The sequence below is a fragment of the Cryobacterium sp. TS_SC_7 genome (assembly GCF_056156285.1).
Genome location: NZ_CM149589.1, coordinates 668,926 through 694,336 on the forward strand (window position 1 = coordinate 668,926; position 25,411 = coordinate 694,336).

At 67.5% G+C, this 25,411-nt stretch carries 28 protein-coding genes; 13 read left to right on the plus strand and 15 right to left on the minus strand.

The window, feature by feature from the left end:
• Window positions 1-23: 23 nt before the first annotated feature.
• The 3 genes from AC0J5J_RS03085 to AC0J5J_RS03095 form a co-directional block, all read right to left on the minus strand.
• Window positions 24-869 carry an SMP-30/gluconolactonase/LRE family protein gene (locus tag AC0J5J_RS03085; protein WP_134423469.1) on the minus strand — a complete coding sequence of 282 codons (846 nt, stop codon included), beginning with the start codon at window positions 867-869 and terminating at the stop codon, window positions 24-26.
• A gap of 28 nt (window positions 870-897) precedes the next feature.
• Window positions 898-1,062 (minus strand): hypothetical protein, encoded by a 165-nt coding sequence (locus AC0J5J_RS03090; protein WP_166785455.1) that lies wholly within the window; start codon window positions 1,060-1,062, stop codon window positions 898-900.
• A 69-nt stretch (window positions 1,063-1,131) separates the two neighbouring features.
• Window positions 1,132-1,845, minus strand: a complete 714-nt coding sequence (locus AC0J5J_RS03095; protein ID WP_474899471.1) for an SOS response-associated peptidase — start codon at window positions 1,843-1,845, stop codon at window positions 1,132-1,134.
• 119 nt (window positions 1,846-1,964) lie between these two features.
• On the opposite strand from AC0J5J_RS03095, the gene AC0J5J_RS03100 reads away from it, so the two are divergent.
• Together AC0J5J_RS03100 and cspE are read left to right on the plus strand one after the other, a co-directional pair.
• Entirely contained in the window at window positions 1,965-2,846 is an 882-nt protein-coding gene (locus AC0J5J_RS03100; protein ID WP_474900183.1) for a DUF3097 domain-containing protein, read from the plus strand.
• 247 nt (window positions 2,847-3,093) lie between these two features.
• Window positions 3,094-3,297 (plus strand): transcription antiterminator/RNA stability regulator CspE, encoded by a 204-nt coding sequence (gene cspE, locus AC0J5J_RS03105; protein ID WP_035840308.1) that lies wholly within the window; start codon window positions 3,094-3,096, stop codon window positions 3,295-3,297.
• 240 nt (window positions 3,298-3,537) lie between these two features.
• Here the strand turns inward: cspE and AC0J5J_RS03110 are convergent, their stop codons facing one another.
• A complete protein-coding gene (locus AC0J5J_RS03110; RefSeq protein WP_134423472.1) occupies window positions 3,538-4,017 on the minus strand; it encodes an Lrp/AsnC family transcriptional regulator in 480 nt (159 codons plus the stop codon).
• A gap of 154 nt (window positions 4,018-4,171) precedes the next feature.
• Between AC0J5J_RS03110 and AC0J5J_RS03115 the strand changes: the two genes are divergently transcribed.
• The gene (locus tag AC0J5J_RS03115) at window positions 4,172-5,356 is read left to right on the plus strand and encodes a trans-sulfuration enzyme family protein (RefSeq protein WP_474900184.1); all 1,185 of its coding nucleotides are present in this window, start codon (window positions 4,172-4,174) and stop codon (window positions 5,354-5,356) included.
• 65 nt (window positions 5,357-5,421) lie between these two features.
• Here AC0J5J_RS03115 and AC0J5J_RS03120 read toward each other — a convergent pair whose 3' ends face one another.
• Window positions 5,422-7,236, minus strand: a complete 1,815-nt coding sequence (locus tag AC0J5J_RS03120) for a DEAD/DEAH box helicase (protein ID WP_134423475.1) — start codon at window positions 7,234-7,236, stop codon at window positions 5,422-5,424.
• Window positions 7,237-7,292: 56 nt separating this feature from the next.
• Between AC0J5J_RS03120 and AC0J5J_RS03125 the strand changes: the two genes are divergently transcribed.
• A complete protein-coding gene (locus AC0J5J_RS03125) occupies window positions 7,293-8,081 on the plus strand; it encodes an SGNH/GDSL hydrolase family protein (RefSeq protein WP_134423476.1) in 789 nt (262 codons plus the stop codon).
• Between the two features lie 20 nt (window positions 8,082-8,101).
• Here the strand turns inward: AC0J5J_RS03125 and AC0J5J_RS03130 are convergent, their stop codons facing one another.
• Both AC0J5J_RS03130 and AC0J5J_RS03135 read right to left on the minus strand, forming a co-directional pair.
• Window positions 8,102-9,334, minus strand: a complete 1,233-nt coding sequence (locus tag AC0J5J_RS03130; RefSeq protein ID WP_134423477.1) for a D-alanyl-D-alanine carboxypeptidase family protein — start codon at window positions 9,332-9,334, stop codon at window positions 8,102-8,104.
• Window positions 9,335-9,363: 29 nt separating this feature from the next.
• Window positions 9,364-10,167: a TrmH family RNA methyltransferase gene (locus AC0J5J_RS03135; protein WP_134423677.1), complete on the minus strand. Its 804-nt coding sequence runs from the start codon at window positions 10,165-10,167 to the stop codon at window positions 9,364-9,366.
• 101 nt (window positions 10,168-10,268) lie between these two features.
• Between AC0J5J_RS03135 and AC0J5J_RS03140 the strand changes: the two genes are divergently transcribed.
• Both AC0J5J_RS03140 and AC0J5J_RS03145 read left to right on the plus strand, forming a co-directional pair.
• Window positions 10,269-11,117 carry a Sir2 family NAD-dependent protein deacetylase gene (locus AC0J5J_RS03140; RefSeq protein ID WP_134423478.1) on the plus strand — a complete coding sequence of 283 codons (849 nt, stop codon included), beginning with the start codon at window positions 10,269-10,271 and terminating at the stop codon, window positions 11,115-11,117.
• 47 nt (window positions 11,118-11,164) lie between these two features.
• Window positions 11,165-11,764, plus strand: a complete 600-nt coding sequence (locus AC0J5J_RS03145; protein ID WP_474899473.1) for a histidine phosphatase family protein — start codon at window positions 11,165-11,167, stop codon at window positions 11,762-11,764.
• On the opposite strand, the gene AC0J5J_RS03150 is transcribed toward AC0J5J_RS03145, so the two are convergent.
• Together AC0J5J_RS03150 and AC0J5J_RS03155 are read right to left on the minus strand one after the other, a co-directional pair.
• Window positions 11,752-12,876 carry a glycosyltransferase family 4 protein gene (locus tag AC0J5J_RS03150; protein WP_474899475.1) on the minus strand — a complete coding sequence of 375 codons (1,125 nt, stop codon included), beginning with the start codon at window positions 12,874-12,876 and terminating at the stop codon, window positions 11,752-11,754. The two genes, AC0J5J_RS03145 and AC0J5J_RS03150, sit on opposite strands and share 13 nt — an antisense overlap.
• Entirely contained in the window at window positions 12,873-13,772 is a 900-nt protein-coding gene (locus tag AC0J5J_RS03155) for an alpha/beta fold hydrolase (RefSeq protein ID WP_474899477.1), read from the minus strand. Before AC0J5J_RS03155 ends, AC0J5J_RS03150 begins: the two co-directional genes overlap by 4 nt.
• Before the next feature lie 43 nt (window positions 13,773-13,815).
• On the opposite strand from AC0J5J_RS03155, the gene treS reads away from it, so the two are divergent.
• The gene (gene treS, locus AC0J5J_RS03160) at window positions 13,816-15,513 is read left to right on the plus strand and encodes a maltose alpha-D-glucosyltransferase (RefSeq protein ID WP_134423483.1); all 1,698 of its coding nucleotides are present in this window, start codon (window positions 13,816-13,818) and stop codon (window positions 15,511-15,513) included.
• A gap of 79 nt (window positions 15,514-15,592) precedes the next feature.
• Window positions 15,593-16,279 (plus strand): exonuclease domain-containing protein, encoded by a 687-nt coding sequence (locus AC0J5J_RS03165; RefSeq protein ID WP_474899479.1) that lies wholly within the window; start codon window positions 15,593-15,595, stop codon window positions 16,277-16,279.
• Window positions 16,280-16,378: 99 nt separating this feature from the next.
• On the opposite strand, the gene AC0J5J_RS03170 is transcribed toward AC0J5J_RS03165, so the two are convergent.
• The 3 genes from AC0J5J_RS03170 to glgA form a co-directional block, all read right to left on the minus strand.
• Complete coding sequence (locus AC0J5J_RS03170; RefSeq protein WP_134423485.1) at window positions 16,379-16,630, minus strand: type B 50S ribosomal protein L31; 252 nt, start codon at window positions 16,628-16,630, stop codon at window positions 16,379-16,381.
• A gap of 146 nt (window positions 16,631-16,776) precedes the next feature.
• Window positions 16,777-17,559, minus strand: a complete 783-nt coding sequence (locus AC0J5J_RS03175) for an ABC transporter ATP-binding protein (RefSeq protein ID WP_474899481.1) — start codon at window positions 17,557-17,559, stop codon at window positions 16,777-16,779.
• Window positions 17,560-17,642: 83 nt separating this feature from the next.
• Window positions 17,643-18,824: a glycogen synthase gene (gene glgA / locus AC0J5J_RS03180; RefSeq protein ID WP_134423488.1), complete on the minus strand. Its 1,182-nt coding sequence runs from the start codon at window positions 18,822-18,824 to the stop codon at window positions 17,643-17,645.
• Window positions 18,825-18,904: 80 nt separating this feature from the next.
• Here glgA and glgC point away from each other — a divergent pair, with 80 nt between their 5' ends.
• Both glgC and serB read left to right on the plus strand, forming a co-directional pair.
• Entirely contained in the window at window positions 18,905-20,149 is a 1,245-nt protein-coding gene (gene glgC, locus AC0J5J_RS03185; RefSeq protein WP_474899482.1) for a glucose-1-phosphate adenylyltransferase, read from the plus strand.
• A complete protein-coding gene (gene serB / locus AC0J5J_RS03190) occupies window positions 20,146-20,793 on the plus strand; it encodes a phosphoserine phosphatase SerB (protein WP_474899484.1) in 648 nt (215 codons plus the stop codon). Before glgC ends, serB begins: the two co-directional genes overlap by 4 nt.
• On the opposite strand, the gene fabG is transcribed toward serB, so the two are convergent.
• Window positions 20,790-21,500 (minus strand): 3-oxoacyl-ACP reductase FabG, encoded by a 711-nt coding sequence (fabG, locus tag AC0J5J_RS03195; RefSeq protein ID WP_134423491.1) that lies wholly within the window; start codon window positions 21,498-21,500, stop codon window positions 20,790-20,792. The two genes, serB and fabG, sit on opposite strands and share 4 nt — an antisense overlap.
• Window positions 21,501-21,638: 138 nt before the next feature.
• On the opposite strand from fabG, the gene AC0J5J_RS03200 reads away from it, so the two are divergent.
• The 3 genes from AC0J5J_RS03200 to AC0J5J_RS03210 are packed head-to-tail and all read left to right on the plus strand — an operon-like array spanning window position 21,639 to window position 22,989.
• Entirely contained in the window at window positions 21,639-21,923 is a 285-nt protein-coding gene (locus AC0J5J_RS03200) for a DUF3099 domain-containing protein (protein WP_134423678.1), read from the plus strand.
• Entirely contained in the window at window positions 21,920-22,153 is a 234-nt protein-coding gene (locus AC0J5J_RS03205; protein ID WP_134423492.1) for a hypothetical protein, read from the plus strand. Before AC0J5J_RS03200 ends, AC0J5J_RS03205 begins: the two co-directional genes overlap by 4 nt.
• Entirely contained in the window at window positions 22,153-22,989 is an 837-nt protein-coding gene (locus AC0J5J_RS03210) for an SURF1 family cytochrome oxidase biogenesis protein (protein ID WP_474899486.1), read from the plus strand. Before AC0J5J_RS03205 ends, AC0J5J_RS03210 begins: the two co-directional genes overlap by 1 nt.
• Before the next feature lie 77 nt (window positions 22,990-23,066).
• On the opposite strand, the gene AC0J5J_RS03215 is transcribed toward AC0J5J_RS03210, so the two are convergent.
• A complete protein-coding gene (locus AC0J5J_RS03215) occupies window positions 23,067-24,665 on the minus strand; it encodes an ABC-F family ATP-binding cassette domain-containing protein (protein WP_134423495.1) in 1,599 nt (532 codons plus the stop codon).
• Window positions 24,666-24,725: 60 nt separating this feature from the next.
• Window positions 24,726-25,391, minus strand: coding sequence for a TetR/AcrR family transcriptional regulator (locus tag AC0J5J_RS03220; RefSeq protein ID WP_474899488.1), 666 nt, complete (start codon window positions 25,389-25,391; stop codon window positions 24,726-24,728).
• Window positions 25,392-25,411 lie beyond the last annotated feature (20 nt).

Consider the following 25,411-nt stretch of genomic DNA (forward strand, 5'->3'; position numbering starts at 1 on the left):
GGCAAACCGGTTTGTTGCGCTGATCAGCCTGCGAATTCTCGGACCGGGCGGCCGGACACGCCGACCTCGGCCACGAACAAAGACCCTGCCAGCGGGTCCTGCCCGGGTCTGAGGTTCTCCCGCGTGGTGGTGATGAAGAGCTGGTTGAGCTCCGGACCACCGAATGTGCAGGCGGTCACGTTGGTGGCGCCGACGCTCACGATGCCGTCGAGCCGACCATCCGGCGAATACCGGCGCACGGCACTCCCGCCGTAGAGGGCAACCCACACGAAGCCCTCGGCGTCGACGGTCAGGCCGTCGGGATATCCGTGCTCGGCCGGGATGTCCACGAAGCGACGCAGCCCGGTCAGGCCGGACTCGGGGCTGTAGTCCAGCACGGCGATCCGGCCGGTCGGTGTGTCGTTGAAGTAGGCGAGGGACCCGTCCGGGCTCCACTCCAGCCCGTTCGAAATGGTGAGATCCTCCAGAACGACCATCACTGCGCCCTCCGGATCCAGTCGGTACAGCAGTGCCGCCCCCGGCGCCTGGTCGTAGGCCATCGTGCCGCAGTAGAAGCGGCCGTCCGGGTCGCAACCGCCGTCGTTCATCCGCAGCCCGGGGTCGTCCCAGAGCGGGTCGAGTACGGTGATCGTGCCGGCGGCGTCTTCCAGTGCGAAACCGCGTTCCAGCGCCATCACGGCGCCGCCGGAGCTCCGCGGCCGGAGGGCCGCCGCGATCGTGCCCACGTGACGGCGACTGACGGTGTCGCCCTGCAGGGAGAGCACGTCACCGGCGAACATGTCCACCCAGCGCAATCCGCCCCAGCCGTCGCACCAGACCGGGCCCTCGCCGTGGAAGGCGACCGGGTCGGTTCGCTGTGTGGCGCGCACGGAAGGCTCTGCCGGCCCTGAACTCTGGCTAGTCGCGGAGGATCTGCACGGGGATTGCCACGGCGACGGAGACGCACAGGATACCGCTGAGGAAGATCGGCAGCTGCCAGGCCGTCACCTCGAACGCGAACCCGAACAGCCAGAGACCGAAGACGAAAATGGCCATTGCGACGGTGAAGGCGACGGCGTTCATGGTGCGTTCCTTTCGAGCGATGCCCGCACTGGTCGCCGGGCCGATGAATCGAGCGTACCGGTTCGCCCGTCAGATGGTCGACGGCTCCCCGACGGGCTCGATCAGTTCCGGTCCATCGCCACGCACCGGAGCCACTTCGTGATAGCGGAGGTTCTCGACCGCTTCCCGGGAGGCGGCCACGGCCGCGTTCACCAGGTCCTGATCACCAGTCGTGTGCGGGTCGAGCCACTGGTCCCACCATTCCTCGGCGACGATGACGGGCATGCGGTCGTGCAGGGCCGCCAGCGGCCCCTCGGCTTCCTGGGTCAGAATCGTCGCCGACAGCACCCAGCGAGCGGGGTCGTCGTCGGCCAGCGCCGGATTGCGCCACCACGAATACAGGCCGGCGAAGGCCAGCGGCAGGCCATCATCCGAGTGGATGAAGTAGGGGGTCTTCACGGTGCCGGCCGTGCGCCACTCGTAGTAGCCGGTGGCAGGCACGAGCGCGCGCCGGGAGGCGACCGAGGGCGCGAACGTCGGCTTGACCGCCGCCGTCTCCGAGCGCGCGTTGAATGTCGGGAAACCGGACTGGAGCTCGGTGGCGAACGAGGGGACAAGAGACCACCGCGCGGATTCGAGCCGCCGGACGACCGGCCCTGACTTCGCCGACTCGAGCACGATCGGGATCTGCTCGGTGGGCTTGATGTTCCACGACGGCTCCGGGAGGTCGGCACCCTCATGCTCGACGTCGAACATTGCGGCGAGGTCGGACGCCGTATCCGTGATGATGAATCGCCCGCACATGGTTCACAGGCTACTACCGACGTACGACGCCGATTCGATCGCGCCGGGTATCCGCTAGCGTCGGTTGCGGCGTCGGCGCGGCGCAGGAGCGAAGTTGGCCAGGAATGGACGAGCGACACATGCAGGAACGACACGGCTCGGATCGGTACGGCTCGGATCGGTACAGCGCGGATCGGTACAGCGCGGATGTGCTCTCGCCCGGCTGGCGGGACGCCGGCCGGAAGGTCATTCCGACCAGGGAGGCCGTTCCCGATCTGGTCGTCGAAGAGGTCGCGACCGGCTTCTGCGGAGCCGTGCTGCGCGTCGAGAAGAAGATCGTCACCCTGGAAGATCGTCACGGCAAGCTGCGTCTGTTCCCGCTCGGCGGCGGCTTCCTGATCGACGGTGAGCCGGTGGTGCTCGTCGTGCCCGCCCGTGCCGCGCCCCAGGGTCGCGCCCGGACGGCATCGGGATCGATGGCGGTGACGGATGCCCCGGCTCGCGTGGCCAGGGCCAGCCGCATCTTCGTCGAGGGCCGGCACGACGCCGAACTGGTCGAGAAGGTCTGGGGTGCCGATCTGCGCATCGAGGGCGTCGTCGTCGAGTACATCGAGGGCGTGGACAACCTAGAGGCGCTCCTGCAGGAATTCCGGCCGGGACCGACCCGGCGAGTCGGCGTGCTGGTCGACCACCTCGTCACCGGTTCGAAGGAGAGCAGAATCGCGCAGGCCGTGGCCCGCGGACCGCACGGACGGAATGTGCTGGTGGTCGGGCATCCGTATGTCGACGTGTGGCAGTCGGTGAAGCCGGAACGACTGGGTCTGTCCGCCTGGCCCGCCATTGCGCGCAGCATCGAGTGGAAACACGGCATCTGCGAGGCCCTCGGCTGGCCCCACGAGGACCAGGCCGACATCGCCCGGGCCTGGCAACGGATCCTCGGCCGGGTGCGCACCTACGCCGATCTGGAGCCGCAGCTTCTGGGCCGGGTCGAGCAGTTGATCGACTTCGTCACCGCTGAGTAGTGCACACTGCCCCGGATTTCAGCATTTCCTGCACGAAACGTAACGCTTTGGAACCGAATCGGCACAGATTCCGGATGCATCCAGGCGATGTGGGCTAGAGTTATCTCAGTAGTTGTAGTGCTTGCACGTCTTAAAACGTGGTGACCTCGGTCGCCGCGGCGTATTCCTTTCGGAAGCGGACGACGAATACCGCGACGAACGGCCTCGAAAGTCGGGGCCTTTCTAACACTCCTGGAGGAGTTTCATAATGGCAACAGGTACCGTGAAATGGTTCAACGCTGAAAAGGGCTTTGGCTTCATCGCTCCCGACGACGGAAGCGCCGACGTGTTCGCGCACTACTCCGCGATCGCCTCGAACGGCTACAAGTCGCTCGACGAGAACCAGAAGGTCGAGTTCGAGGTAACCCAGGGCCCCAAGGGTCCCCAGGCCGAGAACATCCGCGCCCTCTAAATAGCGCAACTGCTCTTCGGGCTTCATCGCCCCACTGAGCTTCGACAACGCCCCCACCTCGGTGGGGGCGTTGTCTCGTTAACCGGGCCGTGTACTCAAGTGTCGGCATCCGTTGCCGAGGCGGACAACTGTTGCCGGTATGCCGGCAACAGTGGTCCGGTCGGGCAACAGTTGGTCACGGTCCGCCCCGCGAGACCGCGGGGGTCAGGGTCGCGCCGCCTCGTCCCCGACGCCGGCCGCCTACTTGACGAGGTCCTGCCAGCCGTCGCCATCGACATACTCGAAGATGAGGTTCGTCTCGGTGTGGGCGACGGCCGGATGCTCCGCCAGATGCTGGAGAACGAAATCGCGCAGGTCCGAGGCGTCCGCCGCGGCCACGTGCAGCAGGTAGTCATCGGCGCCCGCGGTGTGGAAGAGGCCGATCACCCCCGGCCAGTGCGGCGCCGCCGAGCGGAAGTCATCAATCTGCGCACGGGCGTGCTTGACCAGCCGCACCGAGATCAGCGCCTGCAGGGACGCACCCAGCGCCGCCAGGTCGATGTTCGCGCGGTAGCCGCGGATGTGCCCCAGCTGCTGGAGCCGGCGCAGGCGCAGCGACACAGTGGACTCGGCGACGCCGATCTCCGCGGCCAGTGCGGCACCGGAGGCACGCGCGTTGACGGACAGGGCACGCAGCAGAGCACGGTCGACCCGGTCGATTTCGGCTTTCTTCGGTTCCATCGGCACACTCTTTCTTCCCTGAGCAGCTTATGCGATTCATCCGCCTGTTTTGGAAGGGTCTACACGCCTTCTTGCGCATCGGCACAGATTCTGTTTTCGTCTCTTCATGATGCCAACGATGCCGCTGCTTTCGACCGATGAAACCGCCCCACGGATGCTGACCCCGCACCCGGACACCGTGGCCGTGCACGGGGGAATGCTGGGGGTGACCGCATCCGGATCACATGTGCCCGTGATCGACCTCTCGACCACCAATCCACTCGCGGGAGTCGAATCCGGCGGCGACTCCTATGAGAACCTCGCCACCGGTGGCACGCTGCGGGACGGGGAGTCAGCGGTGTACCAGAGGCTCTGGCAGCCGGGTGTGGCCCGATTCGAGACGGCCCTGTCGGCCCTGGAGGGCACCGAGGGAACCGTTGCCTTCGCGAGTGGGATGGCCGCGCTGACGGCCGTGCTGATCGCATCCGTTGCCGCCGGCACGCCGCATGTGGTGGCGTTGAGACCCCTCTACGGCGGCACCGATCACGTGCTCGCCACCGGTCTGCTCGGCACGACGGTGACCTGGGTCGACGCCGACGGTGTCGCGGCGGCGATCCGACCCGACACCGGGCTGGTGATCCTGGAGTCCCCCGCCAACCCGACCCTGGCCCTGACCGATTTCACGGCCGTGGTCGCGGCGGCCGGCCGTGTGCCGGTCCTGGTCGACAACACTTTCGCCACCCCGGTGCTGCAGCGCCCGGTGGAATCGGGCGCCACCCTCGTGCTGCACAGTGCGACCAAGTTCCTCGGCGGCCACGGGGACGTGATGGGCGGCACCGTGTCCGGCCCCGAGAGCTGGCTCGCGCGCCTGCGGCAGGTGCGCGCACTGACCGGCGGCGTCCTGCATCCGTTCGCCGCGTATCTGCTGCACCGGGGGCTGCGCACCCTCCCGGTGCGCGTACGCGCCCAACAGGCCACCGCGGGTACGATCGCGGATCGCCTGGTCGGGCATCCGGCCCTGACCCGGGTGCTGTATCCCGGTCTGCCCGGCCAGGATCCCCTGGGGCTTCTGGGGCGCCAGGCGAGCGGTGCCGGGTCCATCATCGCCCTCGATCTCGCCGGCGGATTCGACGCGGCCGTGCGGTTCACCGAGGCCTGCTCCCTGATCACCCATGCGGTGTCCCTGGGCGGCGTCGATTCCCTCGTGCAGCATCCGGCGTCGCTCACCCACCGCCCGGTGGAGGCCGCCGCACGCCCGGGGGCGGGAATCGTGCGACTCTCGATCGGTCTCGAGCACCCCGACGACCTGCTCGCCGACATCCTCGCCGCTCTCGACGCGGCGCGGGAAACCGGCGCCTGAGTGCCCGTTTCGGTCGAGAGTGACCCGCGCAACGGGCACTCTCGACCGGAACGGGAACTCTCGGGTCAGCTGCGGCCGAGACGGCGGCGGAGCAGGTCGATCCGGTTCTGCAGCTGGGTCACACTGGCCTGTGCCACGGCAGGACCGCCGCATTCGCGGCGGAGCTCGGCGTGCACCATGCCGTGGGGTTCGCCGGCCAGCTTGGACCACATGCCCACGAGGCTGGCCAGCAGGGTGCGCTGCTCCTTCAGTGTGCGGTACAGCGGCGGCGGGTCCTGTGGGGCAACCTCGCCCGTGACGGGATCCTTCCGGCGGTCGGTGGAGCGCTTGGCCTGCCGGTGCTGCCGCTGGCGCAGCAGCTCCGAAACCTGCTCGGGTTCGAGCAGCCCGGGGATGCCGATGAAGTCGAACTCCTCGTCGGTGCCCGGCTCGGCCAGCTCACCGAACTCATCACCGTTGAACATGACCATGTCGAAGGTGGCCTGGGAGTCCAGGGCCTGCCAGGTGAATTCCTCACCGAGGTCGTCCGAGGCCTTCTCCGACTTGTTGGCGTCGGCGACCATGGCGTCTTCGGGGTTGTACATCCCGTCGTCACCGTCGTCGCGGTTGCTGCGGTCGAGGGCGTGGTCGCGCTCGAGCTCGAGCGCATTGGCCAGGCTCAGCAGGCTCGGCACATTGGGCAGGAAGATCGACGCCGTCTCACCCCGGCGCCGCGCGCGCACGAAGCGGCCGATGGCCTGCGCGAAGAAAAGCGGCGTCGAGGCGCTGGTCGCATAGACGCCCACGGCCAGGCGGGGCACGTCGACGCCCTCCGAGACCATCCGCACCGCCACCATCCAGCGTGAGGTGTTGTGCGAGAACTCGTCGATCCGGTCGCTCGACTCCTTCTCGTCGGAGAGCACGACGGTCACCGACTCCCCCGAGATCTCCTGCAGGATGGCCGCGTAGGCGCGCGCCATGGTCTGGTCGGTCGCGATGACGAGCCCACCGGCATCCGGGATGCCGTGCCGCACCTGGGTGAGGCGGGAGTCGGCGGCGCGCAGTACGGCGGGGATCCACTGCCCGGTGGGTTCCAGCGCCGTGCGCCACGCCTGGGAGGTCACGTCCTTGGTGTTGCCCTCACCGAGTTTGGCTTCCATCTCGTCGCCGGCCCGGGTGCGCCACTTCATGTGGCCGGCGTAGACCATGAACATGACCGGGCGCACGACGCCGTCTTCGAGGGCACGGCCATACCCGTAGCTGTAGTCGCTCTGGGACAGGCGGATGCCGTGCTCGTCGGGCAGGTAGCTCACGAACGGGATGGGCGAGGTGTCCGAGCGGAACGGGGTGCCGGTGAGCGAGAGCCGGCGGGTGGCCGGTTCGAACGCTTCCCGGATCGCGTCGCCCCAGCTCAGTGCGTCCCCGCCGTGGTGCACCTCGTCGAGGATCACGAGGGTGCGGCTGGACTGCGTGAGCTGACGGTGCAGGGCCGCCCGGCTGGCCACCTGGGCGTAGGTGACGGCGATGCCGTGATAGTGGTTGCCGTAGCGGCCGTTGGCGTTCTTGAAGTTCGGGTCGAGGCGGATGCCCGCGCGCGCGGCGGCATCCGCCCACTGTCGTTTGAGGTGTTCGGTGGGAGCGACCACCGTGATGCTGTCGATCAGGCGGCGGGCCTTCAGCTCGGCGGCGAGCCGCAGGGCGAACGTGGTCTTACCGGCGCCCGGCGTAGCGGCGGCGAGGAAATCACGCGGCTGGTGCACGAAATACGCTTCCAGAGCCTCGGCCTGCCAGGCTCGCAGTTTGCCGGCGGTGCCCCACGCGGCGCGCTCCGGGAACGACGGCGAGAGGTGTTCGGCTGCACTCGTCCCCTGGGCAGGACCGAAAGGGGGTGGAGTATTCACTTCATACGAACTTACCTGCTGCGCGGACGGCTGTGGGCACGGGAGAGAATGGAGGCATGACGACGCCGATGCACCCGTGGTCCCGCTATGTCGCCCTGGGCGATTCCTTCACCGAGGGCCTGGGTGATCCGGAGCCGAGCAGCCCGGGCGGGAACCGGGGCTGGTCCGACCGGGTCGCCGAGGTGCTCAGCCAGGGCACGCCGGACTTCGCGTACGCGAATCTCGCCGTGCGGGGCAAACTGATCGGCCAGATCAGGCAGGAGCAGGTGGGCACGGCGCTCGCGCTGCACCCGGACCTGATCACGTTCTCCGGCGGCGGCAACGACGTCCTCCGTCCGGGGTCCGACCCCGATCTCATCTCCTCCCGAGTCGAAGAGGAGATACGCCGGCTCAGCCGCGACAACGCCACCATCGTGCTGTTCACGGGCGCGGATGTGGGATTCACCCCCATGTTCCGCGGCATCCGGGGCAAGATCGCGATCTATAACGAGAATCTGCGCGCGGTCGCGGCGAAATATGACTGTGTCGTCGCCGACCTCTGGTCGCTGACCGAGATCCAGGATCCCCGCATGTGGTCTGCGGACCGGCTGCACCTGAACGCCCTCGGCCACCACACCGTCGCCCGGATGGTGCTCTCCGTTCTGAACGTGCCCAATACGCTCGAGCCGCACAAGCCCGAACCGCTGCCGGTGCGCACGTTCCGGGAAGCCCGAACCGAGGACATGCAGTGGGCGCGGGAATACCTGCTGCCCTGGGTGCTGCGCCGGATCCGGCACCAGTCGTCCGGTGACCATGTGCTGCCCAAACGCCCCGACGCCGGGCCGTTCAGCCAGCCGCGTCACTGACCCGGGCGGACGCGGGCAGGTCAGCCTGCGGCCAGCTCCCCGGGGTGAGTGAAGCGCCACGCGGGACCCGGGTCGGTCAATTCGCCCTCGAGCACCAGCGGCACGCTCACGGTGGTGCTGCCGACCTGGAAGTCCACGGCGCCGGCCTCGTCGCCGGCCTCGCCCAGGGTGACCGGGCGGGCTGTCGGCACGGCCGTGATGGGCGTGTCAGACCACACCACGGCGGAGGCCGACTCGGCCGCGACGGCCCGGCTGGTCTGCCCCCACTGCGTGCCATAGGACGCGTATGCGGCCCCCTTGTCGGCCAGGGTGACCTCGCGGAAGCCTGGCTCGACGCTGTCCAGCAGGTCCACGATGGATTCGTTCAACTCGGTGTGCGTGTCACCGCCGAGCATGACGCCGACCAGTGTGATGGTCTCGCCACCGACGGTGAACTCGGCCGAGTACAGCAGGCAGGCGCCCGCCTCATCCGTGGTGCCCGTCTTCAGGCCGGTGACCCCGTGGGTGCCGAGCAGCTTGTTGGTGTTGACGACGGTTCCGATACCGGGCAGATCGGATGTCTCCATCTTGACGATCGAGGCCAGCACGGGATTGGCCAGGGCGAGTTCGCCGATCTCGACCAGGTCGTCCGGGCTGCTCACGCTGGCGGGCGACAACCCGCTGGTGTCGGCGACGCTGGTGTCGGCCAGGCCTTTCTCGGCCAGCCAGGAGTCCGCGGCGGCCAGATACGCGTCCATGGACCCGTAGGCCCAGATCGCCAGGGAGATGCTGTAGTTGTTCGCCGAGGGCAGGAGCATGGCCTCGAAGGCCTCCCGCTGGCTGAGCACCAGTCCGGCTGAGACGGGAGCGACCGAGCCGTCTTCGGCAAGCACGTCGTAGTAGATGTCGACGTCGTCCTCGGTGAACGTGATGTCGGGGCCGGGTTCCTTGCCGGTCAGCGGCTTCTCCTCGAGCAGCACGAGGGCGGTCACGATCTTGGTGATGCTGGCGATCGGCATCGGCTCCTGCTCACCGGTGCTTCCGAGCAGATCCGGGTAGCCGACCGCGCCGATGGCACCCGCGCCCGCATCGGGCCAGGTCAGCTCTGCCGCCGGCTGGGTCAGGGCGGCCGGCTGGATCAGCTCGACGGCGGCGGCGGGCGCCGGCGCGAGCCCGGTACCGGCCAGGTAGCCGACCCCACCCAGAGCGATGACGAGGGCGGCCAAGACGGCAACCCGACGGCGGAGGAACGTTTGGCGTCGGGTCAATGGCATCCGACGACTCTACCAAGCCGCCCCAGGGTTCAGACGCGCAGGGCGTACAGCGCGACGGCGCTGGCCGACGCCACATTCAACGAATCGACGCCGTGCAGCATGGGGATCGTCACGACCGTGTCGGCGGCCGCGAGCGCCTGGGTGCTGAGCCCGTCCCCTTCCGCACCGAGGATCAGGGCGAGCCGCTCCGGGGCGCTGCCGGCGAACCGGTCGAGGCTCACGGCGGTGTCGGACAGGGCAAGGGCAGCGAGGTGGAACCCAGCCTCGTGCAGCAGCGGGGCAGCCTCACTCCACTCCGGCAGCCGGGTCCACGGCACCTGCAGCACCGTGCCCATGCTCACCCTCACGCTGCGCCGGTAGAGCGGGTCGGCACAGCGGGGCGTGATCAGCACGGCATCCGCCCCCAGCCCGGCGACGGAACGGAAGATGGCGCCCACGTTGGTGTGGTCGACGATGTCCTCGAGGATGACGATGCGCCGGGCATCGCGGATGATCTCGTGCACCGGAGCCAGGGCAGGGCGGTGCATGGCCGCCAGGGCCCCCCGGTGCAGGTTGTAACCGGTCAGGCGTTCGAGCACGGATGCCGCCCCGACGTACACGGGCACATCCGGCCACTCCGCGAGCAGCGGGATCACATCCGGCAGCCACTGTTCCTGCAGCAGAACGGACCGGGGACGGTGCCCGGCGGCCAGGGCGCGCGTGATCACCTTGCTCGATTCGGCGATGTAGAGGCCGCCGGCCGGTTCGGAGACACGCCGCAACGCCACATCCGTCAATCGGGAGTAATCGGCAAGACCGGGCAGGTCGAGGTTTTCAATGTGGACGATCTGCACAGCGGGGGCGCCTTTCACGGGGAGATACGACCAGCCTGCCAGTTCCGTGTCCAACTCGAAAACTCACGAGTTTAGAATCGGTGTAGACAGGATGGAGCACTATGACCACCGAGACGCTGCCGGTCGCCGCTGCCGCCGCCGCCGCTCTGGACGCCGTGGCCGAATTGCTCCGCGGCCGTCACACCGCGGTTCTGACCGGCGCCGGCCTCAGCACCGATTCCGGCATCCCGGACTACCGCGGCAAGGGAGCCCCGGTGCGCACGCCGATGAACTTCCAGACCTTCATCAGCGATGAGCGGGCCCGCAAGCGTTACTGGGCCGGCAGCCACGTCGGCTGGCACCGGTTCCGCGCGGCGGAGCCCAACCTGGGCCATCGATCCCTTGCCCGGCTCGAGCACAGGGGGTTGATCAGCGGCGTCATCACGCAGAACGTGGACGGTCTGCACACGCGTGCCGGATCCCGGCATGTCGTGGACCTGCACGGCTCCCTGGACCTGGTCCTGTGCCTGGACTGCGGCCAGGCGTTCGGCCGTGACAGCGTCGCCGCCCGCCTCGAAGCCGCCAACCCGGCCCTGGCGACAACGGATGCCGTGCGCACCGCCCCCGACGGAGATGCGGAGGTCTCCGACATCGACGGTTTCACCATCCCGGACTGTTCGGTCTGCGGTGGCATGCTCAAACCGAACGTCGTCTTCTTCGGTGAGCTGGTGCCCACGGTGAAGTTCACCGAGGCCACCGCCCTCGTCTCCGGTGCGGAGGCCCTGATCATCGCCGGCTCATCCCTGTTCGTGAATTCGGGCATCCGCCTGCTGGAACAGGCGCGTCGGCGCAAGTTGCCGATCGTCGTCATCAACCTCGGGGAAACCAAGGGAGACGGCCGGGCGATGATCAAGCTCGAAGCGGGCACGTCCGAGTCGCTGGCCGGGCTGGCCGACCGGCTTGCCGGCTGACCTGCCCGCGCGACCAGACATTTTCCGGTGACAACAGGAACGGCAGAATGACCAGACTTTCGATCGTGCGACACGGGCAGACCGAGTGGAATCTGCACACCCGCATTCAGGGCAGCACCGACATCCCGCTCAACTCGACCGGGCGCGCGCAGGCCGCAGAAACCGGGCTGCGCCTGCAATCCCGCCTCTGGGATGCGATCGTGACGAGCCCGCTCGGCCGGGCGCACGAGACGGCTCGGATCATCGCCGGGGAGCTCGGGTTGCGCAGTCCGTTCGTCATCGACGAACTCACCGAACGCCACCATGGTGAGATCGAGGGCCTCACCTTCGCCGAACGAAAGCTCCGCTTTCCCGACGGCGTCACCGTGCCCGGCCTGGAGACGAGGCAGGAGGTGCTCGACCGAGTGCTGCCGGCGTTCGGGCGCCTGTCCGCCGCCCGCCCCGGCCAGTCGGTGCTCGTGGTCTGCCACGGCGGGGTGATCGGCACCCTGCTCCGGCACTCCACCGCCGGGGAACGCCCCCGCCAGAACGAGCTGATCGCCAACGGCTCGGTGCATGACTTCCTCTGGCGCGACGGCCGGCTGGAACTGACGCACTTCGACGCCACCCTGCGCGGCGTCGCCGAGAACACGCACTACACCGGCTGAGTCGGCACCTCGACGTCGGCGCGGCGGGTCGTTTCGCCGGCCCGGGCCGGGGTGCCGCCCGGCTGCGTGAGCAACGCCAGCAGCCGCGCCGCGGAGTCCCGCCAGGTGAACCGGGCCGCCTCGTCGACGGACGCCGCCGAGCGGGCCGCCCACTCCCCCGCATCGAGCCGACGCACGGCCGCGACCAGCGCGTCAGTGCTCGTGGGCTCGAAGTACAGCGCGGCGTCGCCGCCGATCTCCCGGAAGATGGGGATGTCGCTCACGACGACGGGGGTTCCGAGGCTCATCGCCTCGACGAGGGGGATGCCGAAACCCTCGTCCAGCGACGCCGTGACCAGCGCGGTCGCCGAGCTGAGCACCCGCACGTATTCCTCGTCGGTGACTCCGTTGTGGAAGACGAGCCTCGCCTGGGGTGCCAGCGCGGACAGGCGTTCGCGCTCCTCGTCGCTGACCCGGCTCATCAGGTGGAGCTCGTGATCCGGCAGCTCGGCCGCCGCCCGCACCAGGGTCTCCACGTTTTTGTAGGGCATGAAGGACCCCATGTAGACGAGGCGGCCCGTGTCCGGAACACAGCGCGGGGCGGGCGGCGTCGCGAAGGCGTCCGCGGCGTTGTGGATGACCGTGACCGGTCGGCGGGTCAGGCGGTTCTTCTCGATCAGGCCGCGGGTTGTCTCCGAGACGGTCACCACGCCGTCGGCACGGTTCAGCAGCATCCGTTGGGGCCACCAGGACAGGTGGTAGAGCCGCCAGGCGAGGCGCAGCAGGCCGGGCAGGTCCCTCGGCGGGGTGCGGTTGCGGTAGTAGATCAGGTCGTGCACGGTGAGGAGCAGACGATACCGGCGACCCCAGGAGCCCATCGTCTGCATCGGGGTGAACACGACGTCCGGTCGCAATTGATTGACCTGGCGGGCGATGAACGGTTCCCGGATGCTGGTGGGCGCGCTCACGAGCTGCCAGGGCAGGTCCGGGAGCAGGTCGAGCTGGCGATGATCGCTGATCAGCATGGTCACCGGGTGCAGCTTGCCCAGCTCCGTGACCAGGCCGGCGGTATACCGGCTGATGCCGTCGTGCCGGTCGAACCGGGTGTAGCGGCAGTCGAACACTATTCTCATGGCGTCCCCTCGGCGGACAGGAAGAGACGCAGAGCGTCGGCGGCCTGCGCCGGCACCTCGTAGTGGATCAGGTGGCCCACATCGGGGATGACCTGCAGGGTGGCGGCGGGGAAGAGCTCCCGCAACCGGTGCTGGGCAGCGACCGGGGTGATGTCGTCTTTCTCGGCTGCGATCAGCAGGGTGCGTTGCGGGATGTCGGCGGCGAACTCGCTGACGTCGGCACCCACCGACGCGGTGAAGGCCTCGAGCACGACCCGACGGTCCGCGAACGCGGAGAAGTAGCGGTCGTGCTGGTTGTGGATCCAGCGACGCAACCCGGGGTCAGCCGTTTTCGCCATGGTCACGCTCATCACCCGAACGATGACGCGGTTGCGCAGCAGCGCGAAGCCGAGACGTTCCGGCAGGCGCGCGGCCGCCCAGTAGTAGAACACGGCCAGGCGGGTGAGGATGCCACGCGGTCCGGCCAGGGCGGGCGCGGCGATGGGATTGACCAGCACCACGTCGTCTGCGCGCAGGCCCCCTGCGACACCGGCGGCCACGATGATCGAGCCGAACGAATGCCCGAGCACCACCACCCGCCCGGTCGGTGCCAGCACCGCCACGAACTCCTCGAGCCACCGGGCGTAGCCGTCGATGTCGTGCCGGCTCTCCGTCAGCACCCCGGATGCGCCGAATCCGGGCAGGTCAGGCGAGATCATTCGGAACTCCGGAAGCTGGGCGACCACGGGCTCGAGGCCGTGGTGGTCCCCGCGGAACCCGTGCACCATCACGATCGTGGTGTCGGCGGCCGGATCGCCGTACTCCCAATACCGGGTTACGCTGCCGAGCACCGGGACGTCCCGGACCCTCACGGGGATCCGGGCGAGCAAGGCGTCGTAGGGCGAAGGAACATTCATCAACCCAAGTTTAGGGCGGCTGGTGGCCGCCGGAGGGAACGCCATGAGCTTCACCGCCCCCATCCAGCTCCCCGGGCTCACCCTCGACCCGCGCTGGTATCGACGTTCCGTCTTCTACGAGGTGATGGTGCGCTCGTTCGTCGACAGCAACGGTGACGGCGTGGGCGACCTGGGGGGTCTCATCTCCCGGCTCGACTACCTGCAGTGGCTCGGCATCGACGCCCTCTGGATTCCGCCGTTCTTCACCTCCCCGTTGAGGGACGGCGGCTACGACGTCACCGACTACCGGACCATCCTGCCCGAATTCGGCACCCTCGAAGAGTTCAAGGAACTGATCACCAAGGCGCACGAACGCAACATGCGTCTCATCATCGACCTGCCGCTGAATCACACCTCGGATCAGCACGACTGGTTCCAGCAGTCCAGGGAGCATCCCGACGGTCCCTACGGTGACTACTACGTGTGGAGCGACAGCGACGAGAAGTACCCGGACATCCGCATCATCTTCACCGACACGGAGGACTCGAACTGGGCCTTCGACTCGGTGCGGCGGCAGTTCTTCTTCCACCGGTTCTTCTCGCACCAGCCGGACTTGAACTTCGACAACCCGAAGGTGCACGACTCCATCGTCGAGATCGTGCGGTATTGGCTCGACCTGGGTGTCGACGGGTTCCGGCTCGACGCCGTCCCGTACCTGTACGAGTCGGACGAGGGCAACGGGGAGGGCGAGCCGCCCACGCATGAGTTCGTCCGGAAACTGCGCACGGTCGTGGACCGGGATTACCCCGGCCGGATCCTCATCGCCGAGGCGAACCAGTGGCCGCGCGAGGTGGCGGCCTTTTTCGGATCCGAATCCGAGCCCGAGTGCCATATGGCGTTTGATTTCCCGGTCATGCCCCGCATCTTCTATTCCCTGCGCTCGCAGCGGGCCGACGAGCTCGTGCGGGTGCTCTCCGAGACGACGGACATCCCCGCGACTGCGGGCTGGGCGGTCTTCCTCCGTAACCACGACGAGCTGACCCTGGAAATGGTGAGCGAGGAGTACCGCCAGGCCATGTACGGCTGGTATGCCTACGACCCGCGGATGCGCGCGAACGTCGGCATCCGGCGGCGACTGGCTCCCCTGCTGGATAATTCGCGAGCGGAGATGGAACTCGCCCACGCCCTTCTGTTCGCACTTCCCGGCAGCCCGTTCCTGTACTACGGCGACGAGATCGGCATGGGTGACAACATCTGGCTGCCCGACCGGGATAGTTCGCGCACCCCCATGCAGTGGACGCCGGACCGTAACGCCGGTTTCTCGGCGGCGGACCCCGGGAAACTGTTCTTACCGGTCGTGCAGTCGCTGGTCTACAACTACACGCAGACGAACGTGGAATCGAATCTGGCGCAGTCCAGTTCGCTCCTGCACTGGATACGCAACGTCATCCACGTGCGCAAGAACCATCCGGTCTTCGGGCTCGGCGCCCTCCGAGTGGTCAAGACGAACCACGAGTCAGTGCTGGCTTTCACGCGAGAGTACGCCGGGTCGGGCACGAGTTTCGGGGATCAGCCCGAGACGCTCCTCTGTGTCTTCAGCTTCTCGCACAACCCGATCGCCGTGCGGATCGAGGACACCGACCTGGCGGGACTGCGCCTGTACGACATCTTCGGCGGCTCCGTGTTCCCCGGCTTCGACGCGGAGGGAAGCGTGACCCTGACCCTGGGAGCGCAGAGTTTCTACTGGCTGCACTGCGGCTGACCCCGGGCCCGTTTCCGGATTCGGCCCCACGGACGCGCGGGCGCCCGTGGATGACGGTGGTCGGCCCTAGGCTTTGCCCATGAGTAATTGGAGTGACACCCTCGCCGTTTTCGACCTCGAGACGACCGGCATCGACGTGGAGACGAGCCGCATCGTGTCGGCCACCGTCGCCATCATCGATGTGGCCGGAGAAGTGCTCGAACGTGTCGACTGGTTGCTGGACCCAGGGATCGACATCCCGGTCCAGGCCACGAACGTGCACGGAATCACGACCGAGTACGCCGTGCAGAACGGCCGGATCGCTGCGGACGGGGTCTCCGAGATCGTGGCCACCATCCGGGAGCACCTCGCTCGCGGGCTTCCCCTGGTGGCGTACAACGCGCCCTACGACCTCACACTGCTCAACCGCGAGTCGATTCGCCACGGAGTCGCCCCGCTCGACGCACCGTCACCGGTGGTCGACCCGTTGGTGATCGACAAGGCCGTCGATCGCTACCGCAAGGGAAAACGCACCCTCGAGGTGACCAGCGCGTTCTACGGCGTCACCCTGGACGGCGCCCACGACTCCGGCGCGGACGCGATCGCCGCCGGGCGTGTCGCGCAGGCCATCGCCCGGGCGCACGTGAAGGCGCTGCCGCTCACCGTCGGTGAACTGCACGTGCTGCAGGCACAGTGGGCTCTGCAACAGGCGGAGAGCTTCCAGGCGTACATGCGCCGCGAACGCGACCCGGAATTCATCGCGGCCGGCGGCTGGCCCGAGCGCTGAACCGGCGCCCGGCGGCCCGCTGGGCGCACAAACGCGGGAAGGGCGACCGGCCGAAGCCGATCGCCCTTCCCGTTTCGTGCTCGGGCTGCTGAAGCGGTGTTACTTGCCGAAGCCCTTGTAGCGCGAGTTGAACTTCTCAACGCGTCCGGCGGAGTCCATGATGCGCTGCTTGCCGGTGTAGAACGGGTGCGACTCGGACGAGATTTCAACGTCGATGACCGGGTAGGTCGTTCCGTCGGTCCACTCGATGGTCTTGGCGCTGCCGACCGTCGAACGGGTAAGGAACGTCGCACCCGACGCGAGGTCGCGGAAAACCACGGGAGCGTACGTGGGGTGAATGTCAGACTTCATGAGACTTCCTTATTGCTGTTCGATTGGTGAGTTGCGCTTCGCTGAGCGATTTCAGACTCGCCAGGGGCGGCAGAAAAAATGCGCGGTACTAGGACCGACTGTCAAGTTTAGCAGAATCCGGTGGCGATGGCAGCCATCCGGTTCGGTCAGGCTGCGCGGGCGCTGAATCGGCCGTCGGTCTCGCGCAGCTCGATCGGGAGCCCGAAAGCCTCGGTCAGGGCCTCCGCGGTCAGTGCCTCCGCCAGAGGCCCGGCACTGACGATGTGACCGCCGGACAGCAGCAGCACGTGGGTGAAGCCGAGCGGGATTTCCTCCACGTGGTGGGTGACCATGATGATGGCCGGGGATGCCGGCTCGCTGGCGTAGCCACCGAGGAGCTGCAGCAGCTCCTCTCGGGCGCCGAGGTCGAGGCTGGCAGCCGGTTCGTCCAGCAGCAGCACCTCGGGATCGGTCATGATCGACCGGGCGATCTGCACACGCTTCTGCTCACCGTCGCTGAGGGTGCCGAACTTGCGGTCGGCCAGAGCGTCGAGTTTCCACTCCCCCAGCACCCGCTGGGCGCGGCGCTCGTCGATGGTCTCGTACTCTTCCGTCCAGCGTCCGGTGACGGAGTACGCGGCCGTCATGACCACGTCGATAACCTTCTCGTTCGCGGGGACACGGCGGGCCATCGCCGTGGAGGCGAAGCCGATGCGCGGCCGGAGTTCGAACAGATCGGTGCGGCCGATCGGTTCATCGAGAACGACGGCGCTGCCCTTGGACGGGTGGATCAGTGCGGCCGCGATCTGCAGCAGGGTGGTCTTGCCGGCCCCGTTCGGGCCGAGGATCACCCATCGCTGGTCGTCATCAACGCTCCAGTTCACTGAGTCGAGGATGGTTGTGCCATCCCGGACGACGGAAACGTCGGTGAAGTGGAGAACGTTGACCATGTAGCCATGCTATCTGCCGTCGCGGTTGGCAGAAACGCGTGCGGGGTGCCGCGCGCGTCGCGCCGGCACCCCGCTAACCGGAGTCAGAGCAGCGAGGCGTAGATCTCGCGGGTGCGGGTCGCGATCTGAGTCCAGCTGAACATCTGCTCCGCCCGAACCCGGCCGGCGCGGCCCATCTCGGCCGCCTGCGCGGGGTCGGCGAGCACCTCGATCAGGGTTCGGGACAGGTCCGCCACGAAGAGGTCGGGGTCGAGGGGAGTCCCGGTTCCGTCCGTGGCCTGGTCGATGGGAACGAGCCGGCCGGTCACGCCGTCGGCCACCACTTCGGGAATGCCGCCGGTTGCCGTTCCGACCACCGGCAGCCCACAGGCCATGGCCTCCAGGTTGACGATTCCGAGGGGTTCGTAGACCGACGGGCAAACGAAGACCGTGCCGGCGGTCAGCACAGCGGCCAGGTCGTGTTGCGACAGCAGCCGGTCGATCCAGACCACGCCGGAGCGCTCCTTCTGCAGGGCCTCCACGCCGGCTGTGACCTCGGCCAGGATCCCGGGGGTGTCCGGCGCCCCGGCACACAGCACCAGCTGTACTTCCGGCGGAAGCAGGGCGGCGGCGCGGAGCAGGTAGGGCAGGCCTTTTTGCCGCGTGATGCGTCCCACGAAGACCACGGCGGGCCGGTCGGGGTCGATTCCCAGTGCCCGCACGGTGTCCAGGTCGTCGGTGGGCTTCCACCGCTCGAGATCGATGCCGTTGTAAACGACGTGCACCCGGGACGGGTCGAGCGCCGGGTAACTGCGCAGGATGTCGCGGCGCATGCCGCCGCTGACGGCGATGACAGCATCCGCTGCTTCGAACGCCGTGCGCTCGATCCAGCTGGACACGCGGTAGCCGCCGCCGAGCTGCTCGGCCTTCCAGGGGCGCAACGGCTCCAGACTGTGCGCCGTCACGACATGCGGGATCCCGTGCAGGAGCTGAGCGAGGTGTCCGGCGCCGTTGGCGTACCAGGTGTGCGAGTGCACGATGTCGGCTCCCTGCACGTCCTGGGCCATCTGGAGGTCGACTCCGAGGGTCGCCAGTGTCGCGTTCGCGTCGGCCAGCTGCACGGGCACCTCGTACGCATAGGTGTCGGGTGCGTCACGGGGTGCGCCGAAGCACCGCACGGACACGTCGATATCGGTGCGAAGAGCCTTCACCAGCTCCGCCACATGCACGCCGGCCCCGCCGTAAATTTCCGGGGGGTATTCCTTGGTCAACAGATCCACTCGCATGAGGCAAAGCTAGCGCAGGCTGGCCCCGGACACGCCCAATCCTGCTAGATCCACGTGACGATTGGCCCTACTGTAAAGACATGCAGTCAAAGAAGATCTTCGGAATCGTGCTCGCCGGCGGAGAAGGAAAGCGGCTCATGCCGCTGACGGAGGACCGTGCTAAACCCGCAGTGCCATTCGGTGGCCATTACCGGCTGATCGATTTCGCGTTATCGAATCTGATCAATTCCGGGCTCACCCAGATAGTGGTGCTCACCCAGTACAAGTCGCACAGCCTCGACCGTCACGTCTCCCAGACGTGGCACGTATCCGGCGGCCTGTTCAACTCTTATATCGCATCGGTCCCTGCGCAGCAGCGTCTCGGCAAGCGCTGGTTCAGCGGTTCTGCCGACGCCATTCTGCAGAGCCTCAACCTGATCCATGACGAGAAGCCCGACATCGTCGTCGTCGTCGGCGCCGACCACGTGTACCGGATGGACTTCAGCCAGATGATCCAGGCGCACATCGCCTCCGGAGCCGCCGCGACGGTCGCGGCCATCCGTCAGCCGATCGGTCTGGCCGACCAGTTCGGCGTCATCGAAGTCGACGCGGCGACACCCGACCGCATCCGCGATTTCCGCGAGAAGCCGAAGGACGCCGTCGGCCTTGCCGACGCGCCGCACGAGGTCTTCGCCTCCATGGGCAACTACGTGTTCAACACGGAAGCTCTGATCGAGGCGGTCCTGCGAGACGGCGAACGTCCCGATTCGAGCCACGACATGGGTGGCGACATCATTCCCGACTTCGTATCCCGCGGCGAGGCCGGCGTCTACGACCTGAAGCTCAACGATGTCCCGGGCTCCACGGACCGCGACCGGGACTACTGGCGCGACGTGGGTACCATCGATTCGTTCTTCGAGGCGCACCAGGACCTGATCAGCGCGCTCCCGGTGTTCAACCTGTACAACCAGAAGTGGCCGATCTTCAGCCAGCAGCTCAACTCGCCACCGGCGAAGTTCGTGCGCGACGGCCGCGGCTTCCTCGGGACCATGATCGATTCGATCGTCTCCCTCGGTTGCGTCATCTCCGGCGCCCACATCGAGCGCAGCGTTCTCGGCCCGTGGGCCGCGATCGATTCCGGCGCCCAGGTGGTCGACTCGATCGTCTTCGACCGAGTGCAGATCAAGCCGGGGGCGACCGTGCGCCGGGCGATCCTGGACAAGGACGTTATCGTGGCTGCCGGGGCCGAGGTCGGCGTCGATCGCGAACACGACCTGGCCCGCGGCTTCAGCGTGACCGATTCCGGCATCACCGTCGTCGGCAAGGGAGTACACGTCCACCCGTGACCGCTCCCGCTCGTTTCCTCGTCGTCCTGGACGCCGATTCCACTCTGATCGAAGACGAGGTCATCGAACTCCTCGCGGCGGCGGCCGGGTCACTCGACCTGGTCGCCGCCGTGACCGAGCAGGCCATGCGCGGTGAGATCGATTTCGCCCAGAGCCTGCGGCTGCGGGTCGGGACCCTGGCCGGGTTGCCCGTGACCGTGTTCGAGGAGGTCGTGCGGCGTGTCCGCCCCACCCTGGGGGCCCGGGACCTGATCGACGGCCTGCATGCCCAGGGCAGCCGCGTCGGCGTCGTCTCTGGCGGGTTCCACGAGGTGCTCGATTCCATTGCGACCGACCTCGGCGTCGATCATTGGCGGGCGAACCGGCTCGAGGTGATCGACGGCCATCTCACCGGAGGACTGGTCGGCCCCATCATCGACGCCGCGGCCAAGGCCGTCGCGCTCCAGGAATGGGCCGAACTGGACGGCATCCGACTCCCCCAGACGGTGGCGGTCGGTGACGGCGCGAACGACCTGCAGATGATGGGGGTGGCGGGCCTCGGCGTTGCCTTCAACGCCAAGCCCATCGTGAGGGCGCAGGCGGACCTGGCGGTCGACACCCGCGACCTCAGCCAGGTCCTGCCCCTGCTCGGCCTGCGCGGCTAGTGCCCCATCCCGAGGCCGCCGTCAACGGGGATGACCGCACCTGAGATGTAGGCGGCATCGTCACCGGCCAGCCAGGTGACCACTCGTGCCACCTCACCAGGCGTCGCGAAACGCCCGGCCGGGATGTTGCGCTTGTAGTCGGCCTGCTGCGTCTCGGACAGCTTCGCGGTCATATCCGTTTCGATGAATCCGGGCGCGACGACATTGGCCGTGATCCCCCGGGCACCGAGTTCGCGGGTCACGGAGCGGGCAAGGCCGACCAGTCCGCTCTTGGAGGCGGAGTAGTTGACCTGACCGGCGGACCCATAGAGCCCGACCACGCTGGAAATCAGCACGATGCGCCCGAACCGGGCTTTCAACATCGCCTTGGACGCGCGCTTGACGACGCGGAACGCGCCGCTCAGGTTGGTGTCGACGACCGAGGTGAAATCATCGTCGCTCATGCGCATCAGCAGCATGTCACGGGTGATGCCCGCGTTCGCGACGACGACCTCGACCGGGCCGAGGGCAGCCTCGATCTCCGTGAACGCCGCGTCGATCGACGCGGCGTCGGTCACGTCGGCGCGCACGGTCAGGCTGCCGTCCGGACCTGCACCGGACCGGGCCGTGACTGCGACCCGGTGCCCCTGCCTGATGAACTCCTCAGCGATCGAGAATCCGATGCCGCGGTTGCCCCCGGTGACAAGGACGGTTCTGCCAGTCGTCATGCTGGGTCCAATCTCTTTTTCTCAGCGAACGAACACCGTACGCACGTATATTCCAGTTTAGGCCGTCTGCGTTTGACCCTGACGAGACGTAGAATTCAGAGGGAAAAAGTTCCCCGATTGACCGAATCGATGACCCCCATGAAACAGCAGTCGATCACCTCTTTGCCACCCTCGCCCGAGGTTGAGCGCCATGCCCGCATGGTTAAGTACCTGATCGCCATGGGAATCCGGATGGTTTGCATAGTGCTGATGCTCTTCGTGCAGGGCTGGTGGCTTCTCGTCTGCGCCATCGGTGCGATCGCCCTGCCCTATTTCGCCGTTGTCTTCGCGAATGTGCAGGGCGGCGCGGCCGCCTCCACGGTCATCCGTCCGGGTGCGGTGCAGGTGTACCGCCGGCCGAACCACACTGAGAGCGGCACGTGATCGGCCTGGGCGCCGAGCTCGAAACGACCAACTGCTCTCGCGCCGGCTGCCGCGAGAGCGCCGGCTGGCGGTTGGACTGGCGCAATCCGCGCATCCACTCGGCCGACCGGGTGAAGACCTGGCTGGCCTGTGACGAACACGTCGACTTCCTGCGCGACTTCCTCACCACCCGGGATTTCCCGCTCACCGTGACGGCCCTTCGTGCGACCTCGGAAACGGGGTCGGCGTGATGGGCTGGAAATTCGCCTTCAGCCGGCGCTGGGCGGGCTACCTCGCGCTGACGATCCTCTTCGCTGCCGTGTGTTCCGGCCTCGGACTCTGGCAGCTCTCACGGCGCGCTGAGGCGCTCACGGAAATGAACAAGGTCGAGACCAATTACGCCGCCGACCCGGTTCCCCTGGCAGACGCGCTGACCGGCCTTGAGTCCTTCTCCGAGTCCCAGAAGTGGCAGCCCGTCGTCATGACCGGAACCTACCTGCGAGACGACGAGTTGATCGTGCGCAACCGACCACTGCAGATCAACCCGGGTTTCGAGGTGCTCACTCCCCTGCTGCTCAACGACGGTTCGGTGTTCATCGTCAATCGGGGCTGGCTGCCCACCGGTGAGACGGCGGACGCCCCGACCTCGGTGCCGGTCGCACCATCCGGGGAAGTCACCGTCGTCGCCCGGCTCAAGGCGGGCGAGCCGCTCCTTGCCGGGCGTTCCGCCACCGGCAACCAGATCGCCACCATCAACCTGGAGGACGTTGCCGGCCGACTGGACCTCCCGACCTACACGGGCGCCTACGGCCTGATGGCGAGCGAGGACCCAGCCCCGGACGAACGGCCCGTCGCCGTCACCCGGCCGGTCAAGGACGAGGGCCCCCACCTGTCGTACGCCTTCCAATGGTTCGTGTTCGCCGTGATGGGATTCGTCGGCCTGGGCTGGGCGATGAGACAGGAATACCGCACCGTGAACTTCGACGATCCGGGTGAGCGCATCCGCTCCGCGGAGCGGGCTCGGCGCCAGGCGGCCAAGCCGCGCAGCGACTCGGAGATCGAAGACGCCCTCATCGACAGTCGCTGATCGAGAACCGGTGAATGCCGGGAGACATACGAACGCCCGGGCCTGCTGGCCCGGGCGTTCGTGTGTGCTGAGGACGATCAGGCGAGCATGATCAGGTCGAGATAGTCCTTGTTCCAGTGGTCTTCGGTGCCGTCCGGCATGATCAGAACCCGCTCGGGGTTGAGCGCTTCCACCGCACCCTCGTCGTGGCTGACCAGAACGACGGCGCCGGCGTAATGCGCCAGAGCGTCGAGGATCTCCTCACGGCTGGCCGGGTCCAGGTTGTTGGTCGGTTCGTCGAGCAGGAGGACGTTGGCTCCGGAGACCACGATCATGGCCAGGGCCAGACGGGTCTTCTCCCCGCCGGAGAGCACCCCGGCCGGCTTGTGCGAGTCGTCGCCGGTGAAGAGGAACGAGCCCAGAACCCGGCGCGCCTCCATCTCGGTGATGTTGGGCGAGGAGGACACCATGTTCTCCAGCACGCTGCGCTTGACGTCGATCGTCTCGTGCTCCTGCGCGTAGTAGCCGATGCGCAGTCCGTGTCCCGGCACGATCTCTCCGGTGTCGGGCTTGTCCACACCGGCGAGCATGCGCAGCAGGGTGGTCTTTCCCGCGCCGTTGAGGCCCAGGATGACGACCTTCGAGCCGCGGTCGATGGCCAGGTCCACGGCAGCGAAAATCTCGAGCGAGCCGTAACTCTTGGACAAGTCCGTGGCCATCAGCGGGGTGCGGCCACAGGGTGCAGGCTCCGGGAAGCGCAACTTGGCGACCCGGTCGACGGTGCGCACAGCGTCCAGTCCGGACAACAGCTTCTCTGCCCGCGCCACCATCTGGTGGGCAGCGGCGGCCTTGCTCGCCTTGGCTCCGAACTTCGCGGCCTGCAGCTGCAGAGTCGACGCCTTCTTCTCGGCGTTCGCGCGTTCCTTCTTACGACGGTCCGCATCCGCCACGCGCTGGCGCTGGTAGTTCTTCCAGTTCATGTTGTAGATGTCGATGACCATGCGGTTGGCGTCGAGGTAGAACACCCGGTTCACGGTGTCGCCGACAAGCTCGATGTCGTGACTGATGATGATGCAGCCGCCCCGGTAATTCTTGACGAACTCCCGCAACCAGACCACGGAATCGGCGTCGAGGTGGTTGGTGGGCTCGTCGAGGATCATCGTCTCCGCAGCCGAGAAGAGAATGCGCGCGAGTTCGATGCGGCGGCGCTGTCCACCCGACAGGGTACGGAGCTGCTGGTCGAGGATGCGATCCGGAAGATTGAGGTTGCTGGCGATCGAAGCGGCCTCCGCCTCGGCCGCATAGCCGCCGAGCGCGTTGAACTCGTCGGTGAGATTGCCGTAGACCCGCATGGCCTTGGCGCTGACCTTGGGGTCGTCACTGCCCATGTCGATGCCGGCCTGGGCGAGCCCCAGGGAAATCGTGCCGAGCCCGCGCGCATCCAGGATCCGGGTACGGGCAAGCATGTCCGGATCGCCCGAGCGGGGGTCCTGGGGGAGGTAACCGATTTCCCCGGTGCGCGAGATCGACCCGTTGGTCGGAACGGTTTCACCGGCGAGGGTCTTCGTCAGCGTCGTTTTTCCGGCGCCGTTGCGACCGACCAGGCCGATCTTGTCTCCGGCGGAAACCCGGAAACTGACGTCTTCCATGAGCACGCGCGCCCCAACTCGGATTTCGAGATTTTGCACACTCAGCACAGCAATAGTCCGATCAGGGGAGTCGTAGAATTTTTTCGGCCGAAGCAGGCCAACTCTCCACTATATTTGATCGCTTGCGCCTCCGCGTGCGCCGACCGGCGAAAGCGCCCCCTGCAGGGACTTTTCGAGCCAGTCCCGGTAGGCCGGAACGGACCAGCCCAGGTCGAGCACCAGCGAACGATACGTCTGCGGATGCCCAAGCGCCCACACGGTGGCGGCCGCCTCGTGATCACTCAGGCCCCCGCGCAGGCTGTGGCGGGCACGCAGGAGAGATGCCACCTCGCCGTACTGGAGTAGGCGCTGGGTGGAGCGCCGGGTCTCCAGCTCCGCGATGGCCGCGTCCACACCGGCCGCCTGGGCAATCACCCGGTGCACCCCGGAGGTGCGTTCGTTCTGCTCGGCGATCCAGTCGGCCAGGATTCGGAGGATCTCCGGGGCGGAACCGGCCCCGGCGATCCGCGCACGGAGCGGCGTCGGGTCGGTCTCGCCGCCCTCCGGTGGCACGGACGCGACGTCGAGCGCGGCCGACAGGAGCGCTGCTTTTCCGCCGACCGAGTTGTAGACCGTCTGCACGGCCACGCCGGCTTCCGCCGCGATGGCAACGATGGTCGTGGGAATGTAGCCCCGTCTCAGCATCAGGTCCAGCGCCGCGCGCACGATCACGGTTCGGGTCGCCAGGGACTGGGCATCGCGACGTGATCTCGCGCTCATCAGGACTTCAACCATTCGCTTAGAGTAGCGTTCCA